At 42.0% G+C, this 20,438-nt stretch carries 15 protein-coding genes and 1 tRNA gene; 8 read left to right on the top strand and 8 right to left on the bottom strand.

Annotation, left to right across the window (positions count from 1 at the left end; genetic code table 11):
• Positions 1-9: 9 nt before the first annotated feature.
• From EGN73_RS14350 to EGN73_RS14365, 4 genes are all read right to left on the bottom strand, one after another.
• The gene (locus EGN73_RS14350; RefSeq protein WP_219291186.1) at positions 10-1,926 is read right to left on the bottom strand and encodes an amylo-alpha-1,6-glucosidase; all 1,917 of its coding nucleotides are present in this window, start codon (positions 1,924-1,926) and stop codon (positions 10-12) included.
• Between the two features lie 109 nt (positions 1,927-2,035).
• Positions 2,036-2,179, bottom strand: a complete 144-nt coding sequence (locus EGN73_RS14355; RefSeq protein ID WP_219291189.1) for a hypothetical protein — start codon at positions 2,177-2,179, stop codon at positions 2,036-2,038.
• Positions 2,180-2,279: 100 nt separating this feature from the next.
• Positions 2,280-2,355, bottom strand: a tRNA-His gene (locus EGN73_RS14360).
• 74 nt (positions 2,356-2,429) lie between these two features.
• Positions 2,430-3,776 carry a dihydroorotase gene (locus EGN73_RS14365; RefSeq protein ID WP_219291192.1) on the bottom strand — a complete coding sequence of 449 codons (1,347 nt, stop codon included), beginning with the start codon at positions 3,774-3,776 and terminating at the stop codon, positions 2,430-2,432.
• Positions 3,777-3,910: 134 nt separating this feature from the next.
• Between EGN73_RS14365 and EGN73_RS14370 the strand changes: the two genes are divergently transcribed.
• On the top strand, positions 3,911-5,269 hold the full coding sequence (locus EGN73_RS14370; RefSeq protein WP_219291195.1) for a DEAD/DEAH box helicase: 1,359 nt from the start codon (positions 3,911-3,913) through the stop codon (positions 5,267-5,269).
• Positions 5,270-5,564: 295 nt separating this feature from the next.
• On the opposite strand, the gene EGN73_RS14375 is transcribed toward EGN73_RS14370, so the two are convergent.
• Together EGN73_RS14375 and EGN73_RS14380 are read right to left on the bottom strand one after the other, a co-directional pair.
• A complete protein-coding gene (locus tag EGN73_RS14375) occupies positions 5,565-6,146 on the bottom strand; it encodes a hypothetical protein (RefSeq protein ID WP_219291198.1) in 582 nt (193 codons plus the stop codon).
• A gap of 116 nt (positions 6,147-6,262) precedes the next feature.
• Positions 6,263-7,759: a M28 family peptidase gene (locus EGN73_RS14380; RefSeq protein ID WP_219291202.1), complete on the bottom strand. Its 1,497-nt coding sequence runs from the start codon at positions 7,757-7,759 to the stop codon at positions 6,263-6,265.
• A gap of 202 nt (positions 7,760-7,961) precedes the next feature.
• On the opposite strand from EGN73_RS14380, the gene gcvP reads away from it, so the two are divergent.
• The 7 genes from gcvP to EGN73_RS14410 all read left to right on the top strand — a co-directional run bounded on the left by gcvP (position 7,962) and on the right by EGN73_RS14410 (position 17,885).
• Entirely contained in the window at positions 7,962-10,859 is a 2,898-nt protein-coding gene (gcvP, locus tag EGN73_RS14385; protein ID WP_219291205.1) for an aminomethyl-transferring glycine dehydrogenase, read from the top strand.
• 554 nt (positions 10,860-11,413) lie between these two features.
• Entirely contained in the window at positions 11,414-11,962 is a 549-nt protein-coding gene (locus tag EGN73_RS22535) for a gluzincin family metallopeptidase (RefSeq protein ID WP_246611586.1), read from the top strand.
• Positions 11,963-12,130: 168 nt separating this feature from the next.
• A complete protein-coding gene (locus EGN73_RS22540; protein WP_246611587.1) occupies positions 12,131-13,000 on the top strand; it encodes a M1 family aminopeptidase in 870 nt (289 codons plus the stop codon).
• Between the two features lies 1 nt (position 13,001).
• Positions 13,002-13,811: a glycerophosphodiester phosphodiesterase family protein gene (locus EGN73_RS14395; RefSeq protein WP_219291208.1), complete on the top strand. Its 810-nt coding sequence runs from the start codon at positions 13,002-13,004 to the stop codon at positions 13,809-13,811.
• 81 nt (positions 13,812-13,892) lie between these two features.
• Entirely contained in the window at positions 13,893-15,134 is a 1,242-nt protein-coding gene (locus EGN73_RS14400; RefSeq protein ID WP_219291211.1) for an MFS transporter, read from the top strand.
• Positions 15,121-16,638, top strand: coding sequence for an alpha,alpha-trehalase TreF (treF, locus tag EGN73_RS14405; RefSeq protein ID WP_246611588.1), 1,518 nt, complete (start codon positions 15,121-15,123; stop codon positions 16,636-16,638). The genes EGN73_RS14400 and treF overlap by 14 nt, the downstream gene beginning before the upstream one ends.
• Positions 16,639-16,649: 11 nt before the next feature.
• Positions 16,650-17,885 carry a purple acid phosphatase family protein gene (locus tag EGN73_RS14410; RefSeq protein WP_219291214.1) on the top strand — a complete coding sequence of 412 codons (1,236 nt, stop codon included), beginning with the start codon at positions 16,650-16,652 and terminating at the stop codon, positions 17,883-17,885.
• On the opposite strand, the gene EGN73_RS14415 is transcribed toward EGN73_RS14410, so the two are convergent.
• Entirely contained in the window at positions 17,842-19,314 is a 1,473-nt protein-coding gene (locus tag EGN73_RS14415) for a sodium:solute symporter family protein (RefSeq protein ID WP_219291216.1), read from the bottom strand. The genes EGN73_RS14410 and EGN73_RS14415 overlap by 44 nt on opposite strands.
• An 8-nt stretch (positions 19,315-19,322) precedes the next feature.
• A complete protein-coding gene (locus EGN73_RS14420) occupies positions 19,323-20,273 on the bottom strand; it encodes a dihydrodipicolinate synthase family protein (protein ID WP_219291219.1) in 951 nt (316 codons plus the stop codon).
• Between the last annotated feature and the right edge of the window lie 165 nt (positions 20,274-20,438).

The raw sequence follows: 20,438 nt of genomic DNA on the forward strand, positions 1-20,438 counted from the left end.
ATTAGTGTTTTATATTTTATTGATTAAATACATCATCCGAAGGAGTTCGCCTACACTCCAGGCCTGGGAAATGGAACCCTTGGGCCTGTGTGGTGCATCACCATCGTAAATTTCTGCTATTGTGCCTATTCCGTATTGGGTCATCACCCCATCAAAACCCTGGATTATTTTATTGACAAAGTGCTTACCCGACTTTCCATGCAATTTGAGATAGCCTTCCACAAAATGTCCCAGGAGCCATGCCCATACCGTTCCATTGTGATAGGCGATATCCCTGAAATATTGATTGCCCTGATAGTAGCCTTTGTAGCCCGGATCATCCGGCGCCAATGACCTCAAACCCCTACTGGTTAGCAATTTTGACTTAACGATTTCCAAAATCGATTCCATTTGATTTTCTTCCAATGGAGAATAGGGCAGTGAGGTGGCGAAGAGCATATTGGGCCTTATGGACCAATCTTTATAAAAGCCATCTACATAATCAGCCAAATATCCTTTTTCCTCATCCCAAAAATACTCGATAAAGGAAGCTTTGACCTTTTCTGCAAGGGAAGGAAGCTCTTTATCTCCTGACAGTTCCGAATAAAAAAGGAGGGCATTGTACCACAGAGCGTTGACCTCTACCGGACAACCTATTCTAGGAGTGACAGGTCCGTCAGAATTGACCGCATCCATCCATGTCAGGGCCAGTCCTTCTTCTCCACCATAAATTAGCCCATTTTCCAGCATGTGGATATTATAATCAGTACCCTTGATAAAGCCATCAATGATACCTTTCATTTTGCCCATATACTTTTTCTTGACCGTATTTTTATCCCCTGTGAATGCTATATATTGCTGTAAAGACCAAAAAAACCAGAGTGGGGCATCCATGGAAGCCAAATTGCGCATTACCCCGCTTCCTACATTTGGGAAAAGCGGTCCGTGCAAATCTGCCACCATGGTATCCATGATTTCCAAAAATGTATCTTTATCGCCCTGAGTAAGGGTAAGTCCTGGAGATGCCACAAAGGTATCTCTGCCCCACCAGCCAAACCAAGGGTATCCCGCAATGACATGTGTCTTGCCATCTCTTCTTTGAATAAACTGACCGGCTGAATTTTTCAGGCAATTTTCAAAATTATTTCTCGGAATCCTCCTGGCTATTTCTTTTTCAAAAGCCCTTTGTCTGGTGCTGGGATCTGCTTCGAGCAGGCCGGCAGAAAATATAACAGATTCTCCTTTTTCTATATCAAACTCGAAATATCCTGGCACAAACAGGTCTTCCTGATATTCATACCCTCTTTCCCGCTCGACGATGTATTCAATATTATGGTACCAATTCGGTGAGGTGACATACTTATTTTTCTTGGACAGCTGAAGATACAGAGGAGAATACTGTGGGTACAGTTGGAATTTTGCTCCATTTGGAATCTTCTCATATTCCTCTTTGATCTGATTATTTGCTTTGGAAAGGTTATGATAGCCTCTGAATGCCAAAAAAGGACTAATGCGGATTTTGGTAGGGGAATGTGCATCAAGCAGCGTGTAGCGGATCATTACTCTGTCTCTATTGGTGTCCAGAATCAATTCTTTCTGTAATAGCACCCCTCCAACCCTGTAAGTCAGTTTGGGTATTGGTTCAGAACTAAAGTCCTCTAAATATTTATGACCCCTAGGTGAATAGTTTCCCGGATATTTATTGATGCCCAGGTTGAAGCTAGCTCCCCTTTGGATCACTGTCTCATGAACAGTACTGAGCATGACATGCAGCTGTTCGTCTATCTGAGGTTGGGGCGCTACCAGCAAACCATGGTATTTTCTGGTATTGCACCCTATAATGGTAGTACTGGTATAGCATCCACCACGGTTGGTACGGATAATTTCCCTATCCAGCGAATAATTCAGGTTAATAAGTTGGGTCTTGTCAAAATGGATATAACTCATAAGGATAAAAGTTATTTAGATTTGCATAAAAATACCCTTTTGAGCCTGAAAGAAAAATATTTATGAACAAAAATAAAGACCATATTGCTATGGCCTTTGGAATTTTGGATTAATGTGAAGCGATTCTTTCTTTCTGTATTTCCTCAAAGTTCCTGATGGATTCTTCGAATTTGGTCAAGTAAAGATGCACAGCTTTAAGATCTACTCTTTTGATTTGAGGAAACCTTGGCGAAGGTTTAAATAAAGTAAACATACCTCTTAGTTTTTATTACAGTTTAGACAAAATTTGTGCCATTTGGGTTCCATTGTCTAAGGTACTAAAATAAGAAAACCCCTTCCTAGGAAGGGGCTATGGGTGAAAGACCGGATTCGAACCGGCGACCTCTGGTGCCACAAACCAGCGCTCTAACCTGCTGAGCTACAATCACCATTTTTGAACTTCATTCGGAACTCTATCCGAATGGAGTGCAAATGTAATATTACGCTTTTGACTTCACAAACATCTACTCAAATTTTCTGGAAAATTTTATCCTTTCCCCTTTCTTTTCTTCATGAAATGTCCCTTTCTCATACACCAAGTGCCCGGAAACGATCGTATGGGTCACCTTGGACTTGAACTCATGTCCTTCAAATGGAGACCACCCACATTTGGCAAGAATATTTTCCTTGGACACTTTCCATGGAGAGTTCAGATCAACTATAGCAAGGTCGGCGTGGTATCCCGGACGGATATAGCCCCTTTTTTCTACTTCAAATAAAATGGCCGGATTATGGCACATTTTATCTGCCACCTGCTCCAGTCTGATTTTACCTTGGTGATACAAATCAAGCACTGCGACTAGACTGTGTTGGATCAAAGGACCTCCAGATGGCGCCTTGGTGTAAGGGTTATCTTTTTCTTCAAGTGTATGCGGAGCGTGGTCTGTCGCAATGATATCAATATTGCCGTCAATCACTCCTTTTAATATAGCATCTCTGTCTGCTGCAGTTTTGACAGCGGGATTCCACTTGATCAGCGTACCTTTTTCCTCATAATCTTCTTCAGAAAACCACAAGTGGTGAACGCACGCTTCAGCTGTAATCCTTTTTTCCTCCAGAGGAATCCTGTCATCAAAAAGCTTAACTTCCTTAGCAGTGCTGATGTGAAGCACATGCAGTTTTGTTCCATATTTCCTGGCCATGTCCACCACTCTTTTGGAAGCATCAAAACAGGCCTCTTCAGACCTGATCTTGGGATGGTATTTCATGGGAATGTCGTCACCGTATTCTTCCTTGTATTTGGCCAGGTTTTCCTTGATGATATCGTCATTCTCACTATGAGTAGCAATCAATAGTTTGCATTCCCGGAAAATCCTCTCCAAACTCTCCTGATTGTCCACCAGCATATTTCCGGTAGAAGAGCCCTGAAAGACCTTGATTCCGCAGACGTTTTCCGGATCTACTTTGAGTATTTCTTCAATATTGTCATTGGTAGCTCCGAAGAAAAAAGAATAATTGGCCAGGGATTTCTCCTTGGCAATGGCAAATTTTTCTTCCAAAAGCTCAATGGTAACCGTCTGTGGATCTGTATTGGGCATTTCCATATAAGTAGTCACACCGCCAGCGACCGCAGCTTTGCTTTCTGAATAAATATCTGCCTTGTGGGTCAGTCCTGGCTCCCGGAAATGCACCTGATCGTCAATTACTCCTGGAAAAATGTGTTTTCCAGAAGCATCAATTGTCATATCCGCCTCAAATTCAGAAAGATCATTTCCCACATTGAAAATAATACCCTCCTTGATAAGAACATCAGAACGGGTTATCTTACCTTCATTCACTATATTTGCACCTGTAATCAATATGCTTTTCATAAAAAAACTGTTTTTGGTTGGTTAAAATTACACTAAAACTACCTCTATGAAAGGTTACTTACAGGAATTTAACCCATTTGTACCCATTTGGGTTTCCTTCATTTTCATTTTCATTTATCCAATAAATCAATACCATGTCCGAGGCTATTCAAACTTTTGAAAATTTCAAACTCAACAAGCAACTTTTGAATGCAGTGGAAGAGGCGGGGTTTTCCAAACCTACTCCTATTCAGGAAAAGGCCATCCCTTTGGCGCTTTCCGGACATGATGTATTAGGTATAGCCCAGACAGGTACAGGAAAAACAGCCGCCTATGTACTTCCCATATTGATGAAAGCCAAATATGCCCAAGGAATGCACCCTAGGGCACTCATACTTGCTCCCACTAGGGAGTTGGTCATGCAGATCGAAGAGGCAGTGATTTTATTCGGTAAGTATACAGATCTTAGGTATGTATGCCTTTATGGAGGACTGGGCCCAAAGACTCAGATCGAAAAATTACAGACAGGGGTCGATATCATCATCTCTACACCTGGAAGGTTTATGGACCTGTACAAAAAAGGTGAAATCTTCACCCGGGAAATCAAAACCATGGTTCTCGATGAAGCAGATAAAATGCTGGACATGGGTTTTATGCCTCAGATCAGATCAATCTTGGAAATCATCCCTACCAAGAGGCAGAACTTGCTCTTTTCAGCAACTTTTGGCCCTAAAGTGGAAAAGTTCTCTCAGGAGTTTTTGGAATTTCCTGAGAGGGTCGAAGTGGCACCCCAAGCCACCACTGCTGAGACCATCCACCAGGTCAAATATGAGGTACCTAATATCAAAGCCAAGATCAACCTCTTGGAACACCTCCTGATAGATGAAACTTTGAATAGGATTATTGTATTTACCAAGTCCCGAAAGAATGCAGAATCTGTCTACAGTTATCTGGAAAGAAAAAAATTAGGTGAAATACGTGTAATCCATGCCAACAAGGGGCAAAATACCCGAATCAATTCCATGGATGACTTCAAAGCTGGCACTGTCCGGATCCTTGTAGCCACAGATGTAGCAGCCAGAGGGCTGGATATCAGTATGGTTTCACATGTGATCAATTTTGACGTCCCCCTGATCTATGAAGATTACGTTCATAGAATAGGAAGAACTGGACGAGCGGAAAAAGAAGGAATAGCCATTACTTTTGTGAATCCTGCTGAAGTATATCACTTTGAAAAAATCGAGGAAATTATCCGCATGCAGGTACCTGTAGTGCAAATCCCGGAAGCTGTCACCATCCCCAATACTCCTTTTGAAGAAAGTCAACTTTACGCAAGGGAGATAGACAATCAAAAGAAAAAAGAGAATCCTGATTTTAAAGGGGGCTTTCACGAGAAGAGGGCAAGACCCAAGCCCAACCCTTTCCAGAAGGAAAAGAAAAGAGGCAATAAGAACTCAAAAGCCAAAAAGAACAGAAATCAAATGAAGACCAAGGGCAAGTGGAAGAATAAGTAATAACTTTTAAATTCCAGGATTTGTATAAGGCTCTCCCTAAAAAAATATTATTGAACCACTACTTGTCCCGTAACCGGGAAATTTTCAAAAGCAAACAAAAATAACATCCCTCCACTTAGCCATTGAACTTCCAGCTACACTATTTGTTTCTCGCATCTATTTTCCCTCTTCACGTCTCTAATCTCTCTTATTCAATACCTTAGAGGCCAAAAAAGACCTCTCTTGTTTCTTTTTTTTCTCACATCTCGTGTCTTACTTCTCGTATCTCATGTCTCTCGCTTCTCAAATCTCAAATCTAATCTCTTGGCGGATTGATCATGATATGCGCCCTATGGGTTCCCGGATCCATGATCCACGGCATCGCTGGTCCTGATGGCCGCAAAGGTAAACCAGTACTTTCGGAGGTGGCCCATGGAATATAGACCACATACCTTAGATAGCTATTATTTACTTCACCGCTTTCTTTATTGTAATCTTCCTCATCAGCAGTAAGAACGAAAAGTGTTGCTCCATCCTTGATTTTGAGTTTACCGCTTTTGACTTCTTCCTCTCTTATATCAAAAATCTCCTTGGAATTTTTCCCTTCTTTCCTAAGCAGCCTGCCCCTTTCCATAAATTCATCCAATTCTTTGTGATAGCAAGAAGCATTAAACCCGGGAGTGTTTGGATCATCCGCAAGGCAGATCAGGTCATTGCTTCCTTTTCTAAGCACTATAAAATCACCTTTATCATTGTAACCATATACCATTGCACCGCTTTTCAACTCTTCAGGTGCGGCCATAAGGGCTGTTTTGATCTGAATTTCTTTAGAAGGTACCTGCTGCGCAAACAGCTGTGTACTTATTAAAATCAGGAATAGAGAAATTTGAAGTTTCATAGTTATTTGACTTTGGGTTGTGATGAATTTAGTATTTTTATCCCAAAGCAAAAAAAGACCTGCCAAGCAATTTGCCTGGCAGGTCTGAATTCTTAAAATATAGCTATTTATAGCTTTTATCTTTCTCCTCTGGTATTGGAACCGTCTACAGGTGTGCGGTGCTCCCTGTTTGCAAGGTCCCAAGTAGTATGAAAGATAAGCTTGGTCCTTTTTGTCATCAATGGAAATTCAATTTTATCCACTGTATCTGTATGCTGGTGGTAATCATCATGCACTCCATTGAAGAAGAAAATTACCGGGATATTGTGCTTGGCAAAATTATAATGATCTGACCTGTAATAAAACCTGTTTGGGTCATCTTCAGCATCATACCTATAATCAAGCTTCAGGTTGGTATAAGTAATATTATTGTATTCATTGATCACTTTCAGGTGGGAAGAAAGCATTTCCGACCCGATCACATAGATATATTCCTGATCTTCGGCATCCTGATATTCATAATCTATCCTACCGATCATATCTATGTTCAGATTATTTACTGTGTTTTCCAGTGGAAATATCGGGTTATCAGAATAATACTCTGAGCCCAAAAGCCCTTTTTCCTCTCCAGTGACATTTAGAAAAAGGATACTTCTTCTAGGTTTGTGACCGTCCTTTGCAGCTTGGGCAAAAGCTTGGGCGATTTCCATCACGGCTACCGTACCAGAACCGTCATCATCTGCTCCGTTATTCACTCTTCCTTGACTGTCTATTCCCGTATGGTCATAGTGCGAAGAAATCACGATTACTTCCTCTTTTTTGTCTGTTCCTTCTAAAAATGCCAATACGTTCTCAGTAGGAACTACTTTGGTGTTTTTCTTAACCTGATAGTTTACCTTTTGGGATTTGATAGACTCCGGGTTGTTCTTGGCGGCTTCCTTCAGAATCTCTACAGGAGTGTCAAACAGCTTTGACATCATATCGCTACTGACCAGAAAAATCGGCTCCTGCTTGGTCGGCTGCTCAAAACCCAATCTTCCCCTGCCACTTAGCGACTTGTACCAATTGGCCATTCTATCAAAATTAGCCTGACCTTCCATAGTAACAATCACAATGCCCGCAGCACCGGCTTCCATTACTTCTGGCACTACTGTCTGGGCCCTTGACCCAATAGCCCAAAGTCCAACGAGCTTACCTTTGATGTCCACCTTTGCAAGATTTTCTTCATTGGCCAAGCCAAGAAATACCAAGTCTGTCTTGGCAGCTTTGGACATATCGGCATCTCCTATAAATATAAAGTCTTCGTTGTTATTTAGCTTTTGCTTCCCTACATTCAAACTCACTTGAGGGTAAGAAACGGAGGAAAGATTAAATTTCTGAAAATAACTGCCATCTACCGGGCCCTTAAGGCCAAGGCCTTCATAGAAATTGGCAAGATATTCAGCAGCCATTTTCTGCCCTTTTTCTCCGGTATCCCTTCCTTCCATTTCATCAGAAGCCAAAAAAGTCAGGTATTCTTCCAGATCTTCTGCCGTAATGGTAGAAGCGTACTTTACAGCAGTGGCATCCTGTGCACTGACCTGCCAGGTCATTGCCAGACCAAATAGCCCCGCTATCCAAGATCTCTTTCTCATAAATTATTTATTAGGTTTTATAAACAGGATTCAAACTTAAAAAATTATTCCAAACCAATTTGAACCGTTTATAAATTTGAATGTTAGAATGGTATATTTCTTTGGGTTATAAAAACGATATCATCCAATAATTTATACATTTGCACAACCGTATAAAAAGGTAAGAATAAAACCCAAATCAGGCTTTTATCCACATCAAGAAATGAAGATTAATCTGACCCCCTCTACCAAATTTGAACAAAGACACAACGGTCCCGATCCTCAGGAAATCAAGGAAATGCTGGACCAGATCAAAGCTTCATCTTTAGAAGAATTAATTGACCAGACTATTCCAAAAGCCATACAACTGGAAAAACCTCTGGACCTTCCAAGCTCCAAAACTGAAGCTTCTTTTTTAAAGGAATTCAAGAAACTGGCTTCGAAAAATAAGATTTTCAAATCTTTTATCGGGCTGGGATATTATGATACAATAGTTCCCGGTGTAATCCTTAGAAACATCCTCGAGAATCCAGGATGGTACACTGCCTACACACCATATCAGGCCGAAATCGCCCAAGGCAGACTTGAAGCGCTGATCAACTTCCAAACCATGGTGATGGACCTGACAGGGATGGAAATGGCGAATGCTTCTCTATTGGATGAGGCTACTGCCGCAGCTGAAGCCATGACCATGCTTTTCGCCTCCAAACCAAGGGAGAAAAAAAATGCGGCCAAGTTCTTTGTGGATGAAAAAATCTTCCCTCAAACCAAAGACTTGCTGATCACAAGAGCTGAACCAATAGGTATTGAACTGGTAATAGCTCCCCTTTCCGAACTTGACCTTACAGATGCTGACCTGTTTGGAATTTTACTTCAGTATCCAAACTTGGACGGAGAGGTCATTGACCATAAGCAACTGGTAGCCTCTGCTAAAGAAAATAATGTATTGACAGCCTTCGCATCAGACCTTCTTAGTTTGACATTACTGACTTCTCCAGGTGAAATGGGAGCGGATGTAGTCGTAGGTACCAGTCAGAGATTTGGAGTGCCAATGGGATATGGTGGTCCGCATGCTGCATTTTTTGCGACCAAAGAAGCGTACAAAAGACAAATCCCAGGAAGAATCATAGGAGTTTCAGTCGATAAGGAAGGCAACAAAGCCTATAGAATGGCCCTTCAGACAAGGGAACAACATATCAAAAGGGAAAAAGCCACTTCCAATATCTGTACTGCACAAGTACTTCTTGCTGTGATGGCAGGTATGTATGCAGTATATCACGGACCTAAAAGCCTCAAGGAAATAGCTGCCAGGACCCATGGCTTGGCTCAGCTGACTGCCAAGGCATTGAAAATGTTGGGTTATGAGCAGGTGAACAAAGTGTTTTTTGATACCATCAAAATCAAAACTGATCCAGTCCAGCAATCCAAAATCAAAGCCTTTGCATTGTCAGCTGAGATGAATTTCAGGTACGAGGAAGATGCAGTTGTCTTGGCATTTGATCAGGCCAAGACTATCAGTGATGTCAAAGCAGTGGCTGAAGTTTTCTCCAAATCTGTTAATCACAGGGTGCAATTTGATTGGAACCAGATGATTGCCGAACTCGAGCTGGAATTTCCGGAAGGTTTGGCGCGTACTTCAGAATTCCTCACCCACCCCGTTTTCAACCAATACCATTCTGAGCATGAGATGCTCAGATACATCAAGCGACTGGAAAACAAAGATCTCTCTTTAGTTCACTCTATGATTTCATTGGGATCCTGCACCATGAAGCTGAATGCCACTACCGAGATGATTCCGGTTACCTGGCCTGAATTTGGCCAACTTCATCCATTTGCACCGCAGGAACAGGCCGCTGGATATTATGAGCTGTTCCAAAATCTTAGAAACTGGCTGAGTGAAATCACTGGTTTTGCAGACACATCTTTACAGCCCAACTCAGGTGCTCAGGGAGAATATGCAGGTTTGATGGTCATCCGTGCCTACCATCAGAGCAGAGGTGATCACCATAGAAACATAGCTCTTATCCCAACTTCAGCTCACGGTACAAATCCGGCATCTGCAGTGATGGCAGGAATGAAAGTCGTATTGGTAAAATGTGATGAAAGCGGTAACATTGACGTAGAAGACCTCAAAGAAAAAGCAGAAGCTCATAAAGACAACCTGGCTTCATTGATGGTAACTTATCCATCTACCCATGGGGTATTTGAGGAAGCCATTCAGGAAATCTGCCAGATCATCCATGACAATGGAGGTCAGGTATATATGGACGGTGCCAATATGAATGCTCAGGTGGGATTAACAAGCCCTGGAAGAATCGGTGCTGATGTTTGCCACCTCAACTTACACAAAACATTCTGTATCCCTCACGGAGGGGGAGGTCCTGGAATGGGCCCAATCTGCGTAGCTGAACACCTGGTGCCATTTTTACCAGGTAACCCACTTGTGCAAACCGGCGGAACATCTGCCATTACTTCTATTTCTGCTGCTCCTTACGGAAGTGCTAGTATTTTGCCAATTTCCTATGCCTACATCGCCATGATGGGAGGTGAAGGACTAACAAATGCTACCAAGATCGCCATCCTAAATGCCAATTATATCAAATCCAGACTGGAAACGCACTACCCGATCCTCTACACAGGCAAAGGAGGTAGAGCTGCACATGAAATGATTTTGGATTGCAGGGCTTTCAAAGAAATCGGTATCGAGGTAGAAGATATCGCCAAGCGTTTGATGGATTATGGTTTCCATGCTCCAACAGTCTCTTTCCCAGTGGCAGGCACCTTGATGATAGAGCCTACTGAATCAGAGACCAAAGCTGAACTGGATAGGTTCTGTGATGCTATGATCGCCATCAGGGCCGAAATCCAGGAAATCCAGGATGGTGAAGCAGATAAGGAAAATAATGTGCTGAAAAATGCTCCTCATACTGCTCAGCTTGCACTTGCTGACAACTGGGACTTCCCTTACAGCAGAGAAAAAGCAGTTTATCCTTTACCATTTGTAAAAGGAAATAAGTTCTGGCCTTCGGTAAGAAGAGTAGATTCCGCTTATGGGGACAGAAACTTAATGTGTAGCTGTATTCCGGTAGCAGAATACGAGGATGCGGAAGCTGAGGCTTGATCGCAGATTTCAGATTTCAGATCTTAGATTGTAGATTTTAGATTGTAGATTTTAGATTGTAGATTTTAGATTTAGATTGGCCTTTCGGGAAACCGGAAGGCTTTTTTATTTCGTTCATGAGCAGGCGAATTGATCAATATGCATATCCACATACCAAATTAAATGAGGGCCTTGATTAACCCGATACTAATTGATATTGGATATTCATTGATAACTTGTCCCGGTTTATCGGGTTTAGCTTGAAATCATGAATTTATGCCACTCTATAGGTTCTACTGGTAAGAAAGCGGATAATCATGTTGATCCATTTCCCTTTGTCATTATTCCGGATTTTTAGCAAGAATTTAAAAAAATAAATATGTTGAGAAAACTATGTGAAAATTCAATTTTTCTGGTTGTGATGGCTCTTCTCGTTTCCTTGCACCTCAACTGGCTTTTGACTAATTTGGTCAAAACTATTAGTCAGAATTATCAATAACTTCAGGAAATAAATCAGAATGCTCCGACTGAAAAAGGAATTTCCAGACAACAAATAACCTGCTACATTCAAAGCAATGAAAAAAACTACCTTTCTCCTATCATTCCTCCTGATTTCTATCAGCTCTTTTTCCCAGATCCAAAAAAACTGGGCCTGGGGAGGCCCTTTGGACCCATTGCAGGAAAAATATCAGGTCATTCACTATCAGCTCGAGTTAGAAATATTTCCTGAAAGTCAGGAAATCATGGGGAAAAACAAAGTGACTTTTGACAGCAAAGAAAAGTTGGACACCTTGAGGCTAAACCTGATCGAGGAATACACCGTCAGCAAAGTCATCATGGACGGCAAAGAAATAACTTTTCGGCACTTTGGTGATACCTTGGATATTTACCCTATAGACTGCACCTGTGAAGATGTGGAAATCTATTACGGAGGACAGACCCCCATCGCTATCAATCCGCCTTGGACCGGTGGCTTTACTTGGGAAATTGATGAGCTGGACAATCACTGGATGGGACTCTCTTCCCAAAATGAGGGTGCAAAAATCTTTATGCCTTGTTTGGATCATCCCTCCAGCGAACCTTTGAATGGTGTAGATCTTATTTTCACTGCCCCAAAGCCTTAATTCGTCGCATCCAATGGCCGCCTGATCGATACTGTTGAAAAGAATGGTAAAATCACTTACCACTGGACTACCCAATATCCTATCAACAATTATAACATCAATTTCACATTGGGTGTATTTCATGAAGAAAGTACAGAATTTATGAGCATTGACGGGAAAACAATTCCTATGAAAGTCTATGTACTGCAACAAAACAGGAGCAAAGCAAAAGAACTACTTCAGGTTTTGAAAACTTCGGCCCAGACGCATGAAAAGTACTTTGGCCCATATCCATTTCCGGATGATAAAATCGCCGTGGTGGAAACTCCTTATTTGGGAATGGAGCATCAGACCATCAATGCGTATGGCAACAATTTTCAATTTGAAAAAATTGGCGATGCCACTGCGGATTGGCTATTACACCATGAACTGGGTCATGAATGGTTTGGAAACAAAGTTTCTGTAGGAGATTGGGCGGACTTTTGGATTCATGAAGGACTGACTGCGTATGGCGACTGGTTGTTTTACTTGGAGCATGGAGGAGAAGAAGCCTATCACGAAAAAGTCAACTCAGTAAGAAAATCCATCGCACATGCACGCCCAGTGGTCAGCCCGAGAAACTCCACCTCTGACTTTGCCTACCATCCCGAAATCTACACCAAAGGAGCATTTATCATCCATTCATTGAGGTATTTTCTGGGTGATGAGATCTTTTTCCCGATGTTAAAAGCCTTTGCCACGGACGAAAAATACACCTACGAAAACCTGGTAGAGACCGCCGATTTCACACAGTTTGTCCAGAAATACTCCGGTGCGGATCTTCAAGGCTTCTTTGACATGTACCTCAAAACCATCCACGTGCCCAAGGTCAAGGTGAGAAAAAAGGGCAATAAAGGCTATCAGGTCAGCCTTCCGAACATAGACTTCAAAATGCCTGTTGAAATCAAAACCTCCAACGGCTATGAAAGACATATGCTCTCAAATAAGCCCGTTTTGGTGAAAAGTGAGTCCTCTATTGAAGTAGACCCAAAAGGTTGGTATTTATTGAAAAAAGACTGATATGTCCAGGTTACTGCTTGTTTTGATTTTTCTGTCTCTTTTTGGACACATTAAGGCTCAGAGTTTACGGAAGCTACTTGATGAGTCCGAAACTTTGGTATTCAGCCACAGGGCTGCCCTATCTCCAGACATTCCCGAAAACAGTCTTTATTCCATGCAGAAATCATTGTCAGCAGGCATTACTATGCATGAAATTGACTTGGCAGAAAGTAAGGACGGGGAGCTTTTTCTTCTCCATGATCAGACGCTGGACAGGACTACAGAAGAAAGCGGAGCATTGAAAGAAAAAACCAGCGCTCAACTAAAAGAAGTCAAGCTGCTGGGCCTCTCTGAAAATATTCCGACTTTCGAATCAGCCCTCCAATTTGCTAAAGAACATGGAATTTACCTGATGCTTGATGTAAAAGAAGCGCCCCTCCAAAAGGTGATTGATTTGGTGGAAAAATACGAAATGCTGGATCATATATTGGTATTGACCTTTCAAGAAGACAGGGCACAAGAAGCACTGAACCTAAAAAAGCCATTTCTCCTTTCTGTACTGATCAGAGAAGAAGATGATCTGGATTTTTACCTCTGCAAGACAGACAAACCATATCTATTGGCGGCCTACCTGAACAAAGGTGCCACCGTAGATCTATACGCTAAAACCAAAGACTTAGGACTGCCTATCATCACGGATGTGATGGGCGAAATAGACGATTCAGCCAGAGACACAAATCCGCAAGTTTATCTCGATTTTATAGAACCAAGAAAACCAGACATCCTTGTGACAGATTACCCATTGATCCTGCGATCTGTACTTCAAAACTGATTTTTTCAAAAAAGGGTAGCGAATTGAATATTATTTGACCAAATTAGGTAATTGTAGCAAAGTCAGATTTGTCAAGGATACATGAGCCCAAAAGTATTGATCCGGCTATCTCTGATAGTCAATTATATGGTTTTTGCGGTACTCCTCAACTCGGTAGGAGCAGTCATACTGCAGGTACAGCGTACTTTCGATGTCAGTAAAGCTGACGCCTCTGTACTGGAAGGTTTCAAAGACCTGCCTATTGCCATTTTCTCTTTTATTGTTGCCTCCTTTTTACCAAAAGTAGGGCTTAAGAAAGGCATGTTGGCAGCTCTTTTCCTGGTAGCTGCCATTTGTTTTATCATGCCGGTCATGGCAGATGAATTCTGGTATTTCAAAATGCTTTTTGCCGCAGTGGGCATCTCCTTTGCCGTGATCAAAGTGTCTGTATTTGCCATGATAGGACTTGTGACAGACAACACCAAAGAACACTCCAGTCTGATGAGCACCATAGAAGGCTTTTTCATGGTTGGTGTATTGGCAGGGAATCTCTTTTTCAGCCTTTTTGTCAACGATGCAGATCCCAGTTCCCGAAGCTGGCTCAACCTCTATTGGTATTTGGGAGCCATGACCCTTGCAGCAGCTGTACTGCTCTTTTGGGCCAAAATCAATGAGTCGGAGTCCAAGAGAGAGGGCACAAAAGCTTGGGATGAGTTTTTGGAAATGCTGAAACTGGTGATCAAACCTTTGGTATTAGTTTTTGCTGCTTCGGCATTTCTTTTTGTACTAATAGAGCAAAGCTTTATGACATGGACACCTACTTTTTATCAGGAAGTACTTAGAGTACCTGCAAGCATGGGCATTCAGGCTGGAGCAGTATTGGCGGGGGCATTGGCTATAGGCCGATTATTAGCGGGATTTATTTTGAAAAAAATCCACTGGCTGACATTTACCCTTTGCTGCACTATTTTGGTAGGAGTCTGCGTACTCCTTACCCTTCCACTTACTACCAACTTACCGGAGACCACTACGGCCATCACTTGGTTCAATGCGCCATTTGTAGTGTACCTTTTCCCGATCATAGGAATATTTTTAGCTCCCATCTACCCGGCCATCAACTCCGTAGTCCTCAGTGCCCTGCCAAAATACATGCAGAGTTCCATGTCCGGATTAATTGTTGTATTTTCAGCTTTAGGAGGGACCACTGGGTCCATTATTACAGGACATATCTTTGAGGTCTATGGAGGCACCAATGCCTTCTATTTCTCCTTGATACCGATCCTTGCACTTTGTTTGGTTTTGATCATACTTCACAGACATGTAAAAAGAAATGATGAATCTTAAATATTTACCACCGGATGAAATCTACGAAGAGCTCTTTGATGCTGTACAGCTCAATGGCGTATTTCCCGATTCGAAAACCTTTGTAGATTGCATCCCTAAATTTCATCCCGATGAAATCATGCATTTTTTTTATAGAGAAATAGATAAGGAAGGGTTTGATATCAAGGCCTTTGTAGAAAAATATTTCGAAACCCCTGAAACTGATCAGACAAAGACACTTCCTGAAGGAAAAACCTTGGAGGAAAAGTTACACAAACATTGGGACAACCTGACAAGAAAACCTGACGAGCCCAATCCGCATAGCAGTCTTCTGGAGCTGCCACACCCGTATATTGTACCTGGAGGAAGGTTCAGGGAAATATACTATTGGGATTCTTATTTCACCATGTTGGGTCTTAAAGCTTCCGGCAGAAAAGACCTGATACAATCCATAGTTGATAATTTTGCCTATCTTATCAATACAGTGGGTCACATACCTAACGGTAATCGTACATATTTCATCTCTAGGTCACAGCCACCCTTTTTTCCAAAAATGGTAGAATTGCTTGCCGAGATGGAAGGTGACCCGAAAGTATATGAGCAATACCATTCGGAATTATTTATGGAATATATCTTTTGGATGGAGGGGGAAGCAAGAATCAATCTCCCCGGTAAAAGATACAAAAGAGTGGTAATGTTGGATGAAGACTCCTTCCTGTCCCGATACTGGGACGATGAAGATACCCCTAGACAGGAATCTTTTGTAGAGGATGTAGAGCTTTCGGACCAAACCAGGCGCTTTCCGGATAAACTGTTCAGAAACCTTAGGGCAGCTTGCGAATCAGGCTGGGATTTTAGCTCCAGGTGGCTTTATCACCCGGATGATCTTAAGAGTGTTCAGACGATTGCCTTGATACCTGTGGATCTTAACGTACTCCTTTCCGAAATGGAAAGAATACTGATTAAAAGCAGTGAGATAGTGGGGGAAAATAAGCTGGCTTTAAAATTAACGAGGACCAGACAAAACAGGCTAGACGCCATTAACAGATACTGCTGGAATGAAGACCAAGGAATATTTCTGGATTTTCATGTCAAATTCAAAGAGCAGATGGACCGCCCTTCCTTGGCCATGCTTTTTCCACTTTGGGCGAAGCTTGCAAGTGAAGAACAAGCAAAAAAAGTCATCTCTTTTGTTGAAAAAAACCTTTTTAAAGCAGGAGGCTTGGTGACTACTACGATCAACAGTGGTCAGCAATGGGATTCACCCAATGGTTGGGCTCCTCTGCAATGGATCGGCTTTGAAGCCTTTTTGAACTATGGCAGAGAGGATTTGGCACTGGAACTGGCTAAGCGATGGACTTCCCTCAACGAAAAAGTATATGCCGAAACAGGAAAGATGATGGAAAAATACAACGTAGTAGATTTAAGCCTGAAAGCAGGCGGAGGAGAATATCCTGTTCAGGATGGCTTCGACTGGACAAATGGCGTATACTTAGCTATAAAAAACTGGATGAAAAAACAATAAAGCCGAAAATTATGAAGACCATTTTGATAAGACTTACCATTCTACTTGCCGTTTTTGCATTCCATGCAGAATTGTTTGGACAAGACAAACCTTATGCTTTTTATCTCACTTGGACAGAAGATCCCACCACAACGATCGATATCGATTGGCATCTTGATGGGAAAGATCCTGTGCAGCTTAATATAAGAAGAATGGGAAACCAAGATTGGAGGACTTTGGAGAGCAAATCTCTCCCCTACCCTTTTTCTGAAAGATGGGTTCATAGGGTCGCCGTCAGAGGCCTTCAGCCTAATACGACATATGAAATCAGTTTCGATGGGGGAGGAACGGTCTATAACTTCCGTACAATGCCCACCAACTTGAATACCGGAAGCTTGAAAATAGCCATTGGTGGAGATACCATGCACCGTAAGGAGTGGTTTGAAAAAACCAACAAAGTGGTAGCTTCCTACGATCCTGATTTTGTCATCATAGGTGGAGACATGGCTTATGAAAATGGTATCGCAGACAACATTCAGAGGATTTATGATTGGTTTGATGCCTACTCTACTACTTTAGTGACTGAAGAAAACAGGATTTTACCTTGCATAGTTGCGATAGGTAACCATGAAGTGGTGGAGGGATACCACAGCAATCACCCAGGATATGAGCCGACCAATGACTTTAGACGAAGAATTGCCCCCTACTTTTATGGACTGTTTGGATTTCCGGGACAGCCTGGATACAATATCCTTGACTTTGGAAAGTACTTAAGTCTGGTGATTTTGGATACAGAACACAGTAACCCCATTCAAGGCACTCAAACAGAATGGCTGGAAAAAACCCTCAACGAAAGACAGGATTTTCTGCACCGCATTCCTATTTATCATGTGCCTGGATATCCATCAGTACGCAAGTATGATGACAGGGTACAAACACTGGTAAGGGAAGAATGGACTCCAATTTTTGAAAAATATGGCGTTCGCTTGGCGTTTGAAAACCACGACCATGCCTACAAAAGGACCTATCCTATCAAAGAAATTGAGTTAGATCAATCGGGGATCATTTATGTGGGTGATGGATCATGGGGTGTAGGTCCCAGAGAAGTCCACGAGGTAGAAGAAACTTGGTACCTAAAGAAAGCACAATCTGTAAAAGCTTTCACCTTGCTGACACTTGAGGGAAACCATTTTAGCTTTGTGTCTATTGATGATGAAGGCAATATCATCGATAGTTTCCCTGAGGCTCCTTTTGCCCCTTTACAATAAGCCCCAATAAGAACCCAACAAGCAAAATAGCCATGGTACCCAGTACTATGGCTAAATTTTTATGGACAGGAAGACAACCCCAACTGACTAAACCTATAAGCAATACACCTGCTATGACTCCCAGAAGGGCAGAAATCTTAGTTAGGGTAGGTCTGAAAAGACCCAAAAGAAATAATCCCAAAATCCCCCCGCTGAAGATAGAAGCCAATGCCCACCATGTCTCCAATGCGCTCAACACTCCATTGAATGCCAACCCAACCCCAATGCTTATGGAACCCATTAAAAAAGATGAAATATAAAGTATTCGCAAAGAGGTTCTCTCATTAGGATTTTTCAAAATGTATTTTTTAAAATGGTCTTCCAAAATCACCGTTGCCGAACTGTTGACACTGGTGGAAATTGTGCTCATCCCGGCTGCAAAAATAGCTGCTACCATCAGCCCGGTGAGGCCACTTGGCAGAGTTGAGACTATAAAATAAGGGAAGACCTTATCCGCACTTTCAAAGGCTCCTAATTCTGCGGGAAGCAACTCATCATAAACCTGAAAATACACGAACAGAGCTGTCCCAATCATAAAGAACAATAATGATACTGGAATATAGAGGAGGCTCCCAAACCAAATGGATTTACTGGCTTCCTTATCAGATTTGGCCCCAAGATAGCGTTGGATATAACTCTGATCCACACCAAAATTTTGGAGGTTGATAAATAAACCGTAAACCAAGATTACCCAAAATGTGCTTTCGCTCAGACTTAAGCCAAAACTACCCAAAGAAAACTTCCCCTGTTCCAATGCAACGCTTTGCGCTTGTAACCATCCGCCAGGCAACTGGTTAAGGATTGTGATCAAGCAGCCTAGAGCGCCAATTATCAAAATCACACCTTGAATGGCATCGGTCCAGACTACTGCTTTGATTCCTCCCAGCATGGAGTAGCATATTACTGCCAAACCTGTAAAAAGAATTATCCATGGAATACTCCATCCAAAAAAAGCTTCCATAGGCAAAGCCAATAAATACATAATCGCCCCCATTCTCGCCAATTGAGTGAGCAAATAGCAAGTGGAGGCATATATTCTTGCCCAGAGCCCAAACTTTTGTTCCAAAAAAGCATAGGCAGAAGGGCTGTTTATTTTTCTATAAAGCGGCATAAAAAAACGTACTGCAATCCAGGCCGCTATAGGAATGGAGAGACTAAAAACAAAGCCATTCCAATTGGATTGATAAGAAGCTCCGGGTAATGCCAAAAAACTGATACTGCTGACATAGGTCGCAAAAATAGACATCCCTAAAACCCATGAAGGTATTTTTCCAGAGCCTGTGATATAATCAGAAGTACTTTGCTTTCGGAAATAAAAAGACACACCAAAACCAACTGTGCCAATAACATAAATCAAGAACACAATCAGGTCAAGGTTTGAAAAATCCATAAGCCTTATTATCCCAGGGTCTTGATCTTAAATATGATCTTCTCCAGATTATGCCTTATCTGTTCCTTGGTGGCATTATCCACCGAAAGCATAGGGAGACAGATATTGGATTCGCAGATTCCTAAATAGTAAAGGCTTTCTTTGATGCCTGACAGGTAACTGGAACTTTTACCGCTACAGGCATAAATTTTCCGGGAAATTTCCATAATGATCGGCTGGATGCGATTGATCTTTTCCTTATCTCCTGCAATCACTGCTTCATACAGCTTCACATACAAACTGGGGAAAATATTGGCTCCTCCGGCCACAGCCCCATCAGCACCTGAATATACAGACTGTACCAACAGCTCCTCAGGACCCACAAACACCTTAAATTCAGGATTCGCTCTTTTTATCGAAAGTAAGTTTTGAAAATAAACTCCATTTCCTGAGCTGTCTTTGATTCCCACTATATTGTCATGCTTGCTCAGCTCCTCCACAGTATCAGGCTCAATGCTGCATTTGGTCATTGCCGGAAAATTGTACAAAAACAGGGGCAAAGGGCTAAGGTCCGCCAGTCTCTTGTAATAGGCCAATAAATCCTGCTGATCCAAAGGAAAGAAAAAAGGTGGGGCCGCTACTACATAATCCGCCCCGTTTTCCTTTGCTACTTTGGCAAACTTCAAGCTGGAATCCAAGGCAGTATGGGTAATCCCGACAATAACAGGCACAGCCCTATCTACCAAGCGGCAGGTGAGACTTATAAGTTCCTTTTTAATGGAAGGCTTTAAACTGGAAATTTCACCGGTCGTACCTAAGATAAAAAACCCATGCACACCCCCATCAAGCAAATGCTTCGTAAGCCTTTCAGTAGCTTTTTTGTCCAACTCTCCATTTGAAAGCAGAGGAGTGACTGTAGGAGGGATAATTCCTTTCAAATTACCTGACATTTCTACTTTGTTGATTTCGTATTCTCCCATCAAAAATTCTGTTTGAAATTCAATTTAAAAAATTATCTCATGACTTGTGAAAAAGGTAGTATTACTTTTCATGACATAAAAAAACAGTCACTTATTCGATAACTTTAATCAATGTTAGAATAGGGCAGACTAAGTTGCCAAAGGGGCCAAGTCAGAACAAAAATA

This window comes from Arthrospiribacter ruber (assembly GCF_019343195.1).
GTDB classification, from domain to species: domain Bacteria; phylum Bacteroidota; class Bacteroidia; order Cytophagales; family Cyclobacteriaceae; genus Arthrospiribacter; species Arthrospiribacter ruber.